The organism is Lysinibacillus halotolerans, from assembly GCF_003711845.1.
GTDB classification, from domain to species: Bacteria; Bacillota; Bacilli; order Bacillales_A; family Planococcaceae; genus Ureibacillus; species Ureibacillus halotolerans.
In genome coordinates this window covers 51,939-67,164 of sequence record NZ_RHLQ01000017.1, presented here as the reverse complement: position 1 = coordinate 67,164, position 15,226 = coordinate 51,939, and the positions used below count along the sequence as shown (strand labels likewise).

Annotated in this window: 13 protein-coding genes and 1 other annotated feature; all 13 genes read left to right on the top strand. The window is 36.2% G+C overall.

All coding sequences use genetic code 11. The annotated features are described in order from the left end of the window. Positions 1-354: 354 nt before the first annotated feature. The 13 genes from EC501_RS08755 (at position 355) to EC501_RS08695 (ending at position 15,207) form a co-directional block, all read left to right on the top strand. Positions 355-1,479, top strand: a complete 1,125-nt coding sequence (locus EC501_RS08755; protein WP_206613375.1) for a sensor histidine kinase — start codon at positions 355-357, stop codon at positions 1,477-1,479. A gap of 4 nt (positions 1,480-1,483) precedes the next feature. Next, on the top strand, positions 1,484-2,128 hold the full coding sequence (locus EC501_RS08750; protein ID WP_277749715.1) for a response regulator transcription factor: 645 nt from the start codon (positions 1,484-1,486) through the stop codon (positions 2,126-2,128). A 126-nt stretch (positions 2,129-2,254) separates the two neighbouring features. Beyond that, on the top strand, positions 2,255-3,187 hold the full coding sequence (locus tag EC501_RS08745) for an ABC transporter ATP-binding protein (RefSeq protein WP_122971901.1): 933 nt from the start codon (positions 2,255-2,257) through the stop codon (positions 3,185-3,187). A gap of 11 nt (positions 3,188-3,198) precedes the next feature. Beyond that, positions 3,199-4,455 carry an ABC transporter permease gene (locus EC501_RS08740; RefSeq protein WP_122971900.1) on the top strand — a complete coding sequence of 419 codons (1,257 nt, stop codon included), beginning with the start codon at positions 3,199-3,201 and terminating at the stop codon, positions 4,453-4,455. Beyond that, the gene (locus tag EC501_RS08735) at positions 4,452-5,555 is read left to right on the top strand and encodes an ABC transporter permease (protein ID WP_122971899.1); all 1,104 of its coding nucleotides are present in this window, start codon (positions 4,452-4,454) and stop codon (positions 5,553-5,555) included. The genes EC501_RS08740 and EC501_RS08735 overlap by 4 nt, the downstream gene beginning before the upstream one ends. A gap of 285 nt (positions 5,556-5,840) precedes the next feature. After that, complete coding sequence (locus EC501_RS08730) at positions 5,841-8,054, top strand: penicillin-binding transpeptidase domain-containing protein (RefSeq protein ID WP_406927654.1); 2,214 nt, start codon at positions 5,841-5,843, stop codon at positions 8,052-8,054. A 230-nt stretch (positions 8,055-8,284) separates the two neighbouring features. Beyond that, positions 8,285-9,250: a PstS family phosphate ABC transporter substrate-binding protein gene (locus tag EC501_RS08725; RefSeq protein ID WP_122971898.1), complete on the top strand. Its 966-nt coding sequence runs from the start codon at positions 8,285-8,287 to the stop codon at positions 9,248-9,250. Positions 9,251-9,454: 204 nt separating this feature from the next. Further along, positions 9,455-10,402, top strand: coding sequence for a phosphate ABC transporter permease subunit PstC (gene pstC / locus EC501_RS08720; protein ID WP_122971897.1), 948 nt, complete (start codon positions 9,455-9,457; stop codon positions 10,400-10,402). 1 nt (position 10,403) lies between these two features. Then, positions 10,404-11,282 (top strand): phosphate ABC transporter permease PstA, encoded by an 879-nt coding sequence (pstA, locus tag EC501_RS08715; RefSeq protein ID WP_122971896.1) that lies wholly within the window; start codon positions 10,404-10,406, stop codon positions 11,280-11,282. Positions 11,283-11,306: 24 nt separating this feature from the next. Continuing rightward, positions 11,307-12,140, top strand: coding sequence for a phosphate ABC transporter ATP-binding protein PstB (pstB, locus tag EC501_RS08710; RefSeq protein WP_122971905.1), 834 nt, complete (start codon positions 11,307-11,309; stop codon positions 12,138-12,140). A 17-nt stretch (positions 12,141-12,157) separates the two neighbouring features. Continuing rightward, positions 12,158-12,817, top strand: coding sequence for a phosphate signaling complex protein PhoU (phoU, locus tag EC501_RS08705; RefSeq protein WP_122971895.1), 660 nt, complete (start codon positions 12,158-12,160; stop codon positions 12,815-12,817). 95 nt (positions 12,818-12,912) lie between these two features. Next, positions 12,913-13,139 (top strand) — a binding site (T-box leader). 98 nt (positions 13,140-13,237) lie between these two features. Further along, positions 13,238-14,626 (top strand): anthranilate synthase component I, encoded by a 1,389-nt coding sequence (trpE, locus tag EC501_RS08700; RefSeq protein WP_122971894.1) that lies wholly within the window; start codon positions 13,238-13,240, stop codon positions 14,624-14,626. Continuing rightward, positions 14,623-15,207, top strand: coding sequence for an anthranilate synthase component II (locus EC501_RS08695; RefSeq protein ID WP_122971893.1), 585 nt, complete (start codon positions 14,623-14,625; stop codon positions 15,205-15,207). Before trpE ends, EC501_RS08695 begins: the two co-directional genes overlap by 4 nt. Positions 15,208-15,226: the final 19 nt, after the last annotated feature.

Genomic DNA, 15,226 nt, shown 5'->3' with positions numbered 1-15,226 from the left:
CGAGATTAAAGAACAAATACGGTTGACGGTCAATTAAAAAAGCCCCTTTAGGGGCAGTTAGTAAGGAGCCCTTATAGGGCGTTACTAAAACCGCCTGTTTTACAGGCGGATATTTATTTTCCGAGGGAAGTTAAAAGTTGCTAATTTTTTAAATTTTATTACAAACAAGTACTTTTATACTAGTGGTAAGTAAATGGGATTGGTGTTAGCAAAAAAATCAGGACAACATCTTATGCTGTTTAATAGGGGGAGGCTTGTTCTCCTCCTTTTTTATTTTCACATATAAAATATTGTAAGCCCACTATATAATGGAAAGAGATGATAGGAAACTTCTTGGAAAAAAGGTGAATGATGATGAAAGTATTGATATTTCGCATTTGCTGTCTCTCAGTGACAATTGGGACAATGCTTGTCCATATAATCCAAAAAACGAATAGCTCGATTACTACAACCTTATTTATAATGAGCGGCATTCTTTGTTTTTATTTTCTTTTACCCCTTACGAAAAAACCGTTTTACAGTTATCTCGCTATTCTTTTATTAATAACCTTGTATTCATTTGCTTCAATTCAACTAGTATATGTATTACCTCTATTTGCTTTTATAATGGTAGAAGCCACGTTGCAGCTAAAAGATCGAACTTTCTATTTATTGTTTAGTTTATCGATTGGTGTTATCGCAACATTCACTTTATTACACTACATACCCTTTTATGACATGCTGTTAATGATAAGTATCATTTTATGTTGTTTTATGCTCAACCATTATGTAAAGGAAGTCGGTCGTAAGGAAAAGGTTTTTGAACAGCTCCTTACCCAATATCGCCAGTTAAAAAGAATGTCGGTCGAGCAAGAACAGTTCGTCCGGGCGGAAGAGCGTACGAAAATTGCAAGGGACATTCATGATTCAGTCGGTCATAAGTTGACATCTTTATTAATGCAACTTGAAATGATGTCGATACAAAATAGTACGGATAGCATTCAAGAGGCGAAACAACTTGCGAGGGATAGTTTGGAAGAAACCCGTTTTGCAGTAAGGCAATTAAAATCCTTTGAAACTTCCGGTATTCAATCGGTAATTCAATTAATTCGGAAGCTCGAGATGGAAAGTCGAATTTATATTCGTTTCACCCTCGAAAAAGGTGTTTTATCTTTACCGATATCGAACCAACAAAGTGTTGTCCTGTATCGAGTTTTACAAGAATGTTTAACGAATGCGATGAAACATAGTAGCTCCAAGGAAGTCGAAGTTATATTAAAGGTCAATTCTTTACAACATATTCAATTTGAAGTGAAAAATAAATTTATTTCTAGTCTGCCATTTATGAAAGGGTTTGGGTTAATTAATATGGAAGAAAGATTAAAGGAAATTGGGGGAGAATTACGTATGGTCCGAACGGATGAACATTTTATCGTAAGTGGATCCTTTCCATTCAATCTTTCCAAAGAAGAAGTGAAGTTAGAAGAAAAAGGAGTTTAGTAGTTTGACGATTAAAATTTTAGTAGTTGAAGATCAAACCATAGTGCGAAACGGATTGAAAATGATCATTGAACAGGATGATAGATACGAAATTGTTGGGGTGGCGAGTAATGGCCTTGAAGCCCTACAAATCGTTAGGAATTTACATGTAGATCTCGTATTGATGGACATTCGGATGCCGGAAATGAATGGCATCGAAGCAACGAAAAAAATAAAAGCTCAATTTCCCGATATGAAGATTATTATATTAACAACTTTTGATGATGATGCCTATGCCTATGAAACATTGAAGGATGGGGCGAACGGCTTTTTACTAAAATCTTCCGAACCGACAAAATTACTTTCTTCCATTCAAAGTGTGATGGATGGTGGATTAGTATTACAAGAAGATGTGGCAGCAAAGTTAATGCCCAAATTGCTTAAACAAACGGTTTCTTCCAACACTCCAACTCAGAATATTCCTTTAACAGAACGGGAACTAAAAATAGTAAAACTAATCGGAGAAGGCAAGACAAATAAAGAAATAGCAAATTGTTTATTCTTATCTGTAGGTACGGTGAAAAATCACATTACCCATATATTACAAGAACTCGATTTACGTGATCGAACTCAACTAGCTATCTATGCAGTGAAGAAAGGAATAGTTTAAAGCGGCGAATAATTTCGACCGCTTTTTCTTTTGAAAAGTGACTGAAGTCATATCGAGTGATGACGACCGCTACTTATAACAATGGATGAAAATTGGTATTGTATGGATAGAAAGGATGGGGAAATGATGATTGAAGTTGTGAATTTGACGAAAAAATTTAAAAAAGTGAATGCTGTCGATCAAGTGAATTTATATATAGAGCCTGGTGAAATCGTAGGTCTATTAGGTCCGAATGGCGCGGGGAAATCTACGACCATTGCAATGCTCTCTACTTTAATTCCACCAACTGCGGGAGATGTTTTTCTAAATCAACAGAGTATTATAAAAAATCCGGTAGCACTACGAAAAATTCTAGGTGTTGTTCCTCAAGAAATTGCACTATACGGCGAGTTAACGGCACAAGAAAACTTAAAATTTTTTGGTAGTATTCATAAAATGCCAAAGAAAAAATTAGAGGAACGAATGGAAGTCGTTTTAGAACAAATCGGTCTTCAAAATGAATCGAAGAAAAAAGTGAAACATTATTCAGGTGGGATGAAACGCCGTTTAAATATTGGTGTTGCCCTACTCCATGAACCGAAATATTTAATTATGGATGAACCGACGGTCGGAATTGATCCCCAGTCGAGAAACCATATTTTAGAAACGGTTAAACGATTGAATGAAGAATTTCATACGGCGATTATCTACACAAGTCATTATATGGAAGAAGTCGAATACATTGCTAAACGAATTTACATTATGGATAAAGGGAAAATTATCGCTTCCGGAACGAAGGATGAAATTAAATCCATTTTATCCTCCGAAAATACAATTCTCATTAAACTAGAGCGACAGTCAAAGGAATTCGTTAATGTCTTATTACAAGAACCAACGTTATCAAATATCAATGTGAACGAAACAGAAATATCCTTTACCGTTTCAAAAGATATGAATTTTTTGCCAACATTACTTACCCTTAGTAACAATAGTGGGGTTCGATTAAAAAGCTTCCAAGTAGAAGAACCGAGCTTAGAGGATGTTTTTTTACATTTAACTGGTCGGGCATTAAGGAACTAGGAGGATAGCCCATGTTTTTATCACTCATTCGAAAACAAATTACGATTTTATTTCGAAGTCCAACTGAACTGTTAATCCTTCTATTCATGCCGATCGTTCTCATAACGATTTTAAGTTTTGCACTAGGGGCATTATGGGAAGGGGAAAATGAAGTTTCAAAAGTTGAGTTAGCCATCGTGCAACAAGATGATGAAATGCAACAAGTCGATCAATTTCTACTTGAAGCAAAGGATTTTATCAATAGAACAAGCGACATGGAGAAGTATCTGCAGCACATGTTACCTATTTCTATCCTAGTTGAACAAATGGAAACGAACGAAGAGATGAAACAATTTATCCATGTAACTAAGTTGGATCCTGAAAAAGTAGAGGATGCAAAGGAAAGTGGAGAATATGCTGCTATCCTTGAAGTTCCTAAAAATTTCACTTACGATTTTTTATCGTCGATTTATTTACAAGGTGAAAAACCGACTTTTAATGTGTATTTAAATGAGAGTGAGAAAATTACTTCGACGATTGTTCAATCCATTTTAGATTATTATCAACAACAATATTCATTAGCTTCATCATTGGCGCAAAGTGGTGTCCCTACAAATATTGACTCATTGCCTAAAATGGAGATTACTTCTGATATTCGGACGATAGATTCGCAACAGGAGATTACTTCAAGTACGTATTATACGTTTAGTATGACGGTGATGTTCATTTTATATATTGCAAGTACCCTGGCAAGCCAAGCATTTGTAGAAAAGTATTTTCATATTTTTGATCGTGTTTTATTAGCTCGTATTCATCCCCTTACTTATTTGTTTAGTATTATGACGGCAACAATCATTATTGCGATGGTGCAAGTCGGTATATTATTTACCTTTGCCTATTTTATTTTTAATATTTCCTTTGCCCAATGGGAGTCGTTTCTTATTATTACACTACTTCTTTCAATTGTAGTAGGAGGACTGGCAGCATTATTATCTTCCGTAAACTATCGAACAAATTCCGGGGAAGCGTCAAATGTATTTTCCAATGCCTTTGTCTCTGTATTTGCCCTTGTAGGGGGGAGTTACTTTAATATTAGTAGTTTATCTCCATGGCTAGCGGAACTAGGGATGTGGACGCCGAATGGTGCAGCGTTAAATGGCTATTTAAAAATTTATCAAAACGCCTCGATGGTGGAAATAATGCCGAATATTATTCATTTATCGATATTAGCTATTTTATTTATAGTGCTTGCTGTAGTTCTGTTCCCGAAAAGAGGTGGGATTGTATGATCGACATTTTAAAAACAAAATTTTTATTGTTACTTCGGAAACCTGCAGGGTTCATTATTATCACAATCATTATTTGTACTTTTGCCTATATTTTAGGTCTCGGCCAACAATCGAAAATGCCGATTGCTGTTTATTCAGATTTGGATCAGGAACAAACCGAAGCATTTCTATTGGAGCTGAAAGAAATTCCAGAAATCGATTTTACTCTCTATGATGAAGAAGAAGCAATAGAAATGGTTAAGGATGGAAATACGGACGTAGCTGTGCATTTAATGGAAAAGAAATTTGAATTAATCATTTCTCCAAGCTATTTAGATGCGGCCTTATTAAAAAATCAATTAAATCGGATTTATGGTGAATTTACGCAACAACAGGCCATAATAGAAGCATACGATGATAATCCATCCATTAATGTAGAAGAAATTATCGAGAGTGCCGATGCACAACCGAGTTTTCAAATTCAATATTTAAACTTTTCCAATGATGGGGATTTTGTTTGGAATCCAAAACTGCATAGTTTATTCGGATTTACTTTATTTATGGTTATTTATACAGTAGCAAATGGCGTTGCTCATATCGTAATGGAAAGAAGAACGTTCATTTGGGATCGATTAAGGATTTCAGCGATAGGAAAAACGGAAGTTTATTTAGCAAATGTTATTTATTGTTTTCTAATAGGGTATTTGCAAGTCGTTCTCGTTTTATCCATTTTTTATGTTGGCGGTGTTGACTTCTACGGAGGATTCGGTAAAACATTGCTTGTTGTCATTCCCTATTTATTATGTATCGTCGCCTTAGCCTTTTTCATTGCATCGGTAGCAGGAACGAGCGGACGATTTAATGCGTACATTTCAGTTTTAGCTGTTCCATTAGCGATGCTTGGTGGGGCTTATTGGCCATTAGAAATTGTTTCGTCCAAAGCAATTTTAGCTTTATCTTATGTTTCGCCAATTACCTATGGTCTAGATTTATTGAATGGTGTAACGATTCATAGTAGTTCAATGAATGAATTAGTTCAACCGCTTGGCGTTCTATTATTCATGACAATCATTTTCATGGGGATTGGAATCAATGTTATGGAGAAAAAAGAACAATTATAAACGACAAGGATAGGTATGTCATATACCTGTCCTTTTTTATCGAATCGATAATTGAAAGAAGGACATTGAGGAACAATAGAATTATGAAGTATAAACGGTAAAGACATACTGAAATTTTTTCCTAACATTTGAATAAATCTTACTTTATAAATGGAACCATTTTCATTTTTTTCCGTCACAAAACTTGGAGAATCTTCATTTCATAGCTTTTTAATGAAAGGTTCGAATGATATACTAGAGAGTATGGACTAATCATCATTTAGTAATTAAGAGAGGGGGATTGCATTGCGAAGAAAACTAAAAACGCAACGGGGATCTAGTGTGAAGGCAAAACATCGTGCTAGTTTGTCCTTTCGTATGAATGTCCTTTTCTTTTCTATTTTCATATTATTTTCCACGTTAATATTCCGACTTGGCTATTTACAAATTGTCAAAGGGGAAGAGTATGTGACAGCACTCGAAAGAACGGAAGAAGTGGCAGTCAATACAAGTGTACCTCGTGGTAGAATATATGACCGTTACGGAAGGGTTTTAGTCGATAACGAACCGGAAAATGCCATTACATATACGAAAATGCAATCGACAAAAACGGAAGAGATGTTAGCCATTGCCGAACAACTTGCAATGTTAATAGAACAGCCAACAGATCGGGTTACTTTACGGGATAAGCAGGATTTTTGGATTATGAAAAATAAAGATGCTGCTTATGCAAAAGTAACAAAAGAAGAAGAGGATAAAATTAATGCTAATGAAGACTTAGGGAAGTCGGAGAAACAATCTGAACTGGATCGTTTAGTTCGTGAACGGATTACAGAAGAAGAATTAGCCCAATTAACCCAATTCGATCTAGAAGTTTTGGCGATCTACCGTGAAATGGCATCTGGATATAATTTATCACCACAAATCATTAAAAGTGAAAATGTAACAGATGAAGAATTTGCCCGTGTATCAGAACGTTTATCTGATTTACCGGGAGTTAATACGACTACCGATTGGAAACGGGTGAAATTATCATCCCTTGCTATTTTAGGTAGAACGACGGTACCAAGTAAAGGGATACCGAAATCGAAGCTTGATTACTATTTAGCAAGAGACTATTCCCGTAACGACCGGGTAGGGGAAAGTTATTTTGAAGCGTACTATGAAGAATTACTTCAAGGTCAAAAATCCGTTGTGAAAAATATTACGAATAAGCAAGGGGAAGTTGTCGACACGGTGACGACGTACGAAGGGGAACCGGGGAACGACCTTGTTACGACGATCGATATTGAACTTCAAGCAGAAGCAGAACGAATTGTGGAAGAAAAGCTGCTTGAATTGAAAGCAAAAAGTCATTCAGAACTTTTAGACCGTGCTTTCTTTGTTATGATGAATCCGAATACCGGCGAATTATTATCTGTTGTCGGAAAGAAAATCGAAAAAGATAGTAAAACCGGAAAAGAGTATATTGTTGATTACTCCTACGGTACTTTTACAACGGCTTATGAGGTCGGTTCCACAGTAAAAGCCGCAACCCTATTAATGGGTTACTCGGAAGGTGTAATCGAACCTGGAACTAAACTTATCGACCAACCAATTAAAATTGCAGGAACAGAACCGAAAAGTTCCATTTTCAACCGACATGGAAAGATTCCCCTAGATGATATTACAGCACTAGAGCGATCTTCCAACTCCTACATGTTCCAAGTAGCGATGATGATTGCTGGTACAAGATACCGATACAATATGGGCTTTAGAATTCAAGATGATACGTTACAAACAATGCGTAATGGATATGCCCAATTTGGTTTAGGTGTCAATACAGGTATTGATTTACCAAATGAGTTTGCAGGTTTCCAAGGGGAACTGGATAACACAGGTAAAATTTTAAACTTAGCGATTGGACAATTTGATACGTATACACCAATGCAAATGGTGCAATATATTTCAACAGTTGCCAACGGTGGCTACCGCATCCAGCCGCGTATGTTAAAAGAAGTTCGCCAACCGTCTGAAGATGGGGAAGTGTTAGGACCAGTTGTTGAGGAAGTTTCACCGAAAATTTTAAATCGAATTTCCAATACACCGGAAGAAATCAATCAGGTGAGAAAAGGTCTCCGCCAAGTTTATGTAGGAGATCAAGGTTCTGCCCGATCTTACTTCTCTAATACACCGTATACAGCTGCTGGGAAAACAGGGACTGCAGAGGTAGTATACTATGGACCGCTACGAGAAAAATACGGTACAGATGCGATTACCCTTGCCCATGTTGGGTTTGCTCCATACGAAAATCCAGAAGTGGCTTACGCAGTGTTAATTCCTTGGGCAACAACGAACTATAATATTTCGTTGCCAACGGGTAACCAAATTGCTAGAGAAGTTTTAGACGTTTATTTTGAATTGAAAGATAAATATGCAAAAGAAGGTTTATCTTCAAGCTCAGTGAAACAACAAATTTTACCACCAACGACTAATGAAAAAATTGATGAAAATACAAAAGAACAAACTGTAAATGAATAATCGAACAACCTCGTAGAATCCATTTTCTACGGGGTTTTTTATTTTGGTTATGAAAAATAGAATAGGTTTTATTAAAGGGGTTTTAAGAAATAGAAAACAATAATCGCATTTACAATTTATCATAACGATTTACAATCTCTTTACAATTCATTTATATGACATCAACAAACTAGTATTATAGTTTTACTTGTAAGACAAACTTACTATGAAATTGATGGAGGAAATAAGAGATGAAAAAGTGGAAGTACTTAACGATGACAGCCGCACTTGGCTCAGCATTACTTTTAGGAGCTTGTGGTTCGGAAACAGATGAAGATGCAACAAATGCAAACGACGCAACTGAAACAGCAGAATCAGGCGATGCTCAATTAACAGGTACTGTTGCAGGTGATGGTTCATCAACAGTTTCACCAATTACAGAAGCACTTGTGGAAGAGTATGCTGGAGTTCAACCGGATGTACAAGTATCTGTAGGTGTATCTGGTACTGGCGGTGGTTTTGAGAAATTTATCGCTGGAGAAACTGACTTCTCTAACGCATCACGTCCAATTAAAGATGAAGAAAAAGCTGAATTAGAAAAAGCTGGAATTGACTATACAGAATTTCAAGTTGCCTTTGACGGTTTAACAGTTGTCGTTAACCCAGAAAACGATTGGGCTACTGAATTAACAGTAGATCAGTTAAAAAAACTTTGGGTTGAAGATGGAACAACAAAAAAATGGTCTGATATTGATCCATCTTGGCCAGACGAAGAAATCGTATATTACTCGCCAGGTACTGACTCAGGTACGTACGATTATTTCGATGAAGTAATTTTAGAAGGTGCAGACTTAGAAAATGCAGCTACATTATCGGAAGATGATAACGTACTCGTTCAAGGTGTTGCTTCTGACAAAAATGCGATTGGATTCTTCGGTTATGCTTACTACTTAGAAAACCAAGATAAATTAACTGCTGTAACAGTTGACGGTGTTGCACCAACAAATGAAACAATCGAATCTGGGGAATATACTCCACTTTCACGTCCATTATTCGTCTATGCAAAAAATAGTGCATTAAAAGAAAACGAAGCTTTCTATGATTTCATGAAATATACTTTAGAAAATGCTGGTGAAATGGCAGAAGCTGTTGGCTATGTAAAATTACCAGATGAAAAGTATGAAGAAGGTTTAAAGACTTTAGAAGGTTTAAAATAATAAAATGAATGAAAAAAGTGTGGGGGCCATACCACTGTGTAAGCTTGGCATCTCACACTTTTCTCTTTCCATGTTTAGATTATGAAGTAAACCCTTCGATGTAGCTTCGGTTTATCCATTTAAAAATTTGTTTTCAGATTGAATTAAAAACTTGTAGAGTACGACCAATAAATCTTTTTACGTATATTGAAGGGAGTTTGCATTATGGCTTCTCAAGGATTAGAGAAAAAGCATTCAGTCCAAGATATGATTGCCCAATCTCGAAACAAAAAAGGGAAAAAATTTATAGAAAAATGTATGCCGATTATATTAGTCATTACTGCATTAATTTCAGTTTTAACTACCATTGGAATCGTCATGACACTTATTTTTGAAACGTTTGAATTTTTTCAGAGAGTATCAATTACCGACTACTTATTCGGTACTGAATGGCTACCATTCTCAGGTAGAGAACCATTATATGGGGTATTACCTTTAATATTAGGAACTTTAAAAGTTTCAGTCATCGCAGCATGTGTCGCAGTTCCATTAGGTATTGCAGTTGCCATTTATTTAAGTGAATACGCTTCGGATAAGACCCGTCGAATCATTAAACCAATTTTAGAAGTATTAGCTGGTGTACCTACAATTGTCTATGGATTTTTCGCATTAACATTTGTAACACCTTTACTTCAAGAATTGATACCGTCGCTGAAAATATTCAATGCGCTTAGCCCAGGGATTGTGGTAGGTATTATGATCTTACCAATGATTGCATCATTATCAGAGGATGCAATGAGCTCCGTTCCTAATTCAATTCGAGAAGGTGCATTAGCATTAGGTGCTACGAAATTAGAAGTATCTTTAAAAGTTGTATTACCTGCTGCGTTATCAGGGATTATTGCTTCGGTCGTATTAGCTGTTTCCCGTGCTATAGGTGAAACAATGATCGTTTCCCTTGCTGGTGGTGCGACACCAACATTTGATTTCAATGTAACGGGATCGATTCAAACGATGACAGCTTACATCGTTCAAGTATCATCTGGTGATGCTGGTTATGGTACAACAATTTATTACTCGATTTACGCTGTTGGATTTACATTATTCGTCTTTACATTACTTATGAATTTACTAGCGCAATTTATTTCGAAACGCTTCAGGGAGGAGTATTAAAATGAAATACATCGATAATACTGACGTAATGAAGCGGATGAAATCACGTTTAAAATTAAACAAGGTTTGGAAAACGGTTTTCCTTGCCGCTACAGGATTAGCATTGCTTACATTAGTCATTTTACTTGTACGTATCGTTTCTCAAGGTGCTGGCTATTTAAACTGGGATTTCTTTAATAACTTCGGTTCTCGTTTCCCAGATAAAGCAGGAATTAAAGCAGCTTTAATTGGTTCCATCTATTTAATGCTTGTTATCGCACCTGTATCCATCATTTTAGGTGTTGGAACAGCGATTTATTTAGAAGAATATGCAAAGAAAAATAAATTTACAAGATTTATTCAAATGAATATTTCGAACTTAGCCGGTGTTCCATCGATCGTATTTGGTTTACTTGGTTTAACGATTTTTGTTCGAATGTTCCTATTAGGAAAAAGTATTTTAGCTGCAGGTTTTACAATGAGTTTGTTAATATTACCTGTCATCATTGTGGCAGCACAGGAAGCGATTCGTGCTGTACCGAAAGAGCAAAGGGAAGCCTCTTATGGAATGGGTGCAACAAAATGGCAAACAATTACGCGGGTCGTATTGCCAGCAGCTATTCCAGGGATTTTAACAGGTAGTATTTTAGCCTTATCCCGAGCTGTCGGAGAAACGGCACCCCTTGTTGTCCTAGGTATTCCGGTTATTTTACAATTCTTACCTGATGGTTTGTTAAGTCAATTTACAACATTACCGTTGCAAATTTATGACTGGGCAAAACGTCCGCAAGAAGAATTCCAGTTTGTTGCGGCTGCAGGGATTATTGTGTTAATGATTTTCTTGATTTTAATGAACTCGATCGCAATTATGATTCGAAATAAATTCCAAAAACGATATTAAGGATGTGTAAAATTGGTAGAGCTTATGATTAAAAACGAAAAAGCGAAAGCTACTATTAAAACTCCGTCGCCGATTATTAGTGATAGTATTCAAACAGTAGAAAAAAATACTGTTGTTCAAACGAAAGGTTTCAATCTTTGGTATGGAGATCACCATGCATTAAAGGATATTAATCTAGATATTAAAAAAAATGAAGTGACTGCCATCATTGGTCCTTCTGGTTGTGGTAAATCCACATATATTAAAGCACTAAACCGTATGGTAGAGCTTGTTCCAACGGTTAAAACAAACGGTGAAATTAATTACCGTGGTCGCAATATTTTAGATCCTTCGTATGAAGTAGAAGAACTACGTACGAAAGTAGGGATGGTATTCCAAAAACCAAATCCATTCCCAAAATCGATTTACGATAATATTGCTTACGGTCCACGTATTCACGGTATTAAAAATAAAAAAATTCTTGATGAAATTGTTGAGAAATCTTTACGTGGTGCTGCAATTTGGGATGAAGTAAAAGATCGTTTAAACCAAAATGCATACGGATTATCCGGTGGTCAGCAACAACGTATTTGTATTGCACGCTGTTTAGCAATTGAGCCAGATGTGATTTTAATGGATGAACCAACATCAGCTCTTGACCCAATTTCAACTTTGAAAGTAGAAGAACTTGTTCAAGAATTAAAAGATAATTATTCAATTATTATCGTAACGCATAACATGCAACAAGCAGCTCGTATTTCCGATAAAACTGCCTTCTTCTTAAACGGAGAAGTTGTAGAGTTTGATCAAACAGATAAAATCTTTTCTACTCCTCGAGATAAACGTACAGAAGATTACATTTCAGGTCGTTTTGGATAAGAAGGGATTGATTGTGTATGTCAGCTAGAGAACGTTTTGATCATGAAATTCAAGCGTTGCAAAATGATTTTATTGAGCTAAGTAACCGCAGTATCGAAACGTTGGAAAATTCCTTTGAAGCACTATTTCAAAAAGATCTTGAGCTTGCCCATCAAGTCATTATTCAAGATGTTGAAATTAATCGTATGGAAGAAGCGATTAATGATCGCGTGATTAAATTAATGACTCGACAACAACCGGTTGCGACTGATTTGCGACGTTTAATCGTATTGTTAAAAGCAGCTTCTGATATGGAACGGGTTGGAGATCATGCCGTAAACATCGCAAAAGAAGCAATTCGCATAGGAAATGAACGGTTTATTACTTCTGTAGAATTGCTCGAAGATATGTGTTACAAATCAACAGAAATGCTTCGACAAGTTGTGGAAGCTTTCAAGGAAGAAAACATGTCTAAGGCAAAAGTCATTGCTGAGTACGATGACGAAATTGATGAAATGTATGGAAATATGATTAAACATCTGATGCAGCTAAGCTCTGTTGTCCCTGAAAATATTTCTCAAATTACGTATTTGTCATTTATTTGTCGCTTTGTAGAACGATGTGCAGACCATGCAACGAATATTGCTGAGTATTTACTGTATTTGAAAAAAGGTCAACGTTTCGATTTAAATCATTAAATTTTGTTGGGGCTCCAAATTCAATGGAGCTCCAATTTTTTTTGAAAATTGTTTGAATAGATGAAAAATTTATAATAAAATAGTTTTAAGTAAATAATGAAGCGATGATGAAAAATAGTAGTATTATGGAGTGGCAAAGAGAACTGGCGGTTGGTGGAAGCTAGTGCATAACATAATATGAATGGGCTTTCTAGCTTCTAGTACTGAAATGTTGAGTAGGTACTAGCGTGATGTGACGTTAAAAACAGTTAAGTGGACTAATGAATGGTTTTTAAACATTGTTAGTCAATGAAGGTGGCACCACGGCTCTTCCGTCCTTTAGTGATGGAAGGGCCTTTTATATTGTATAGCTGTCTAAATGACAGTTATACGTATGTGCATAGATGAGATGAGATTAGTAGAGAGAAGGAGAGAGTTGAGATGACTGTAGAGGTAAAAAACTTCATCATGGAAGAATTGCAAGGGGATATGATGACGCCCATTTCGATTTTTGAAAGTTTATCAGGTACCAGCAAAGTACTATTTGAATCATCTGCTAAACATGAAGAAAGCGGGCGTTATTCCTTTATCGCAGTGAACCCTATTGCCCAACTAAAAGGAAATCAGGAAGGCTTTGTATGTGAAATGAAAGGGAGTGAAATACAAGTCGGAAAAGGTTCGGTGTTAGATAAATTAAGAGAAATGATGCCGCTCCAAAATCGACAATATCCATTCTCCTTTTTTGGTGGAGCCATTGGGTATTTCGGGTATGACACTGCCTTTTATTATGAAAACATTGGGGAAGTGTTGGAAGATGAATTAAATATGCCTGACGTTCATGTATATTTTTACGATACTTTTATCGTGTTTGATCATTTATTACAAAAAGTGTTTATTGCAGCCATCGATTTGTTTCATACAGGTCGTTCGGAAGAGGAAATGAAAAAGGCAATCCAACAACTTGAACAACAAATTAAACAAAGTATACCCTTTAATGAAGAAGCTTCCTACTCGATTCAATTTAAACCGACAATGGAGAAGGAACATTTTGTTCATATGGTTCAAAAAGCGAAGGAGCATATAGAACGGGGGGATATTTTCCAAGTAGTATTATCCCAACGATTTACTTCTGGCTTTAAAGGGAACCCTTTTTCGTTATATCGAAAATTACGTACATCCAATCCGTCACCATATATGTTTTATATGGAGTTCGATGAATATACAATTCTTGGTACGTCACCGGAAAGCTTAGTAAAGGTACGTGACGGAAAAGTTACGACAAACCCAATCGCTGGTACAAAACCGAGGGGAAAAACAAAGGAAGAGGACAGTAAAATCGAACAGCTGCTTTTAAATGATGAAAAGGAAGTAGCAGAGCATCGAATGCTTGTAGATTTAGGGCGTAATGATATAGGGCGAGTAAGTAAGGTCGGGACCGTTGAAGTGGTCAAATACATGACGATTGAACGGTATAAACATGTCATTCATATTGTTTCAGAAGTAACAGGTGAATTATGTGATAATATGCATGTGCTCGACGTATTAATCTCCTGTTTACCTGCAGGAACAGTTTCCGGTGCACCGAAAATTCGCGCAATGCAAATTATTAATGATTTGGAACCATTAAAGCGTGGGGTTTATGCTGGAGCAATTGGCTACATTTCAGTAAATGGCAATATGGATCTAGCATTAGCGATTCGTACAATGGTCGTAAAAGACAATAAGGCAATGGTTCAAGCGGGTGCAGGAATTGTTTATGATTCGATACCCGAATTGGAATATGAAGAAACGTTAAATAAGGCGAAGGCACTCTTGGAGGTATCCATATGATTTTACTAATCGATAATTACGACTCATTTACTTATAATCTATATCAACAAATCGCTAGCCTCGGAAAAAACGTTGAAGTCATTCGTAATGATGCGATTTCCATTGAATCCATTCGTCAATTAAAGCCAGAAGCGATTGTTCTATCACCAGGTCCTGGAACGCCAAAGGAAGCAGGGATTACAGTTTCCGTCGTTAAAGAATTATATAAAGAGTTTCCAATACTAGGCATATGTCTAGGTCATCAATCAATTGGAGAAGCCTTTGGAAGTACAGTTTTACGGGCAAACAATATTATGCATGGAAAACTTTCTACTTTAAATTATGAGCAAAAGGGAATGTTTGAAAAAATGGACGGGGAAATTTCAGTAATGCGCTACCACTCTCTCATAATTGATCGAACAACATTGCATCAAGATTTAGAAATTGTTGCAACTTCGAAGGATGATGGGGAAGTGATGGCGATTCAACATAAACAATTTCCGGTCTTCGGTTTACAATTCCATCCAGAATCGATAGGAACGGAAAAAGGTACCCACTTAATAGAGTCGTTTTTACATCATATTCAACGAATAAACAACTAACTGCTTAAAAAGGGATGGG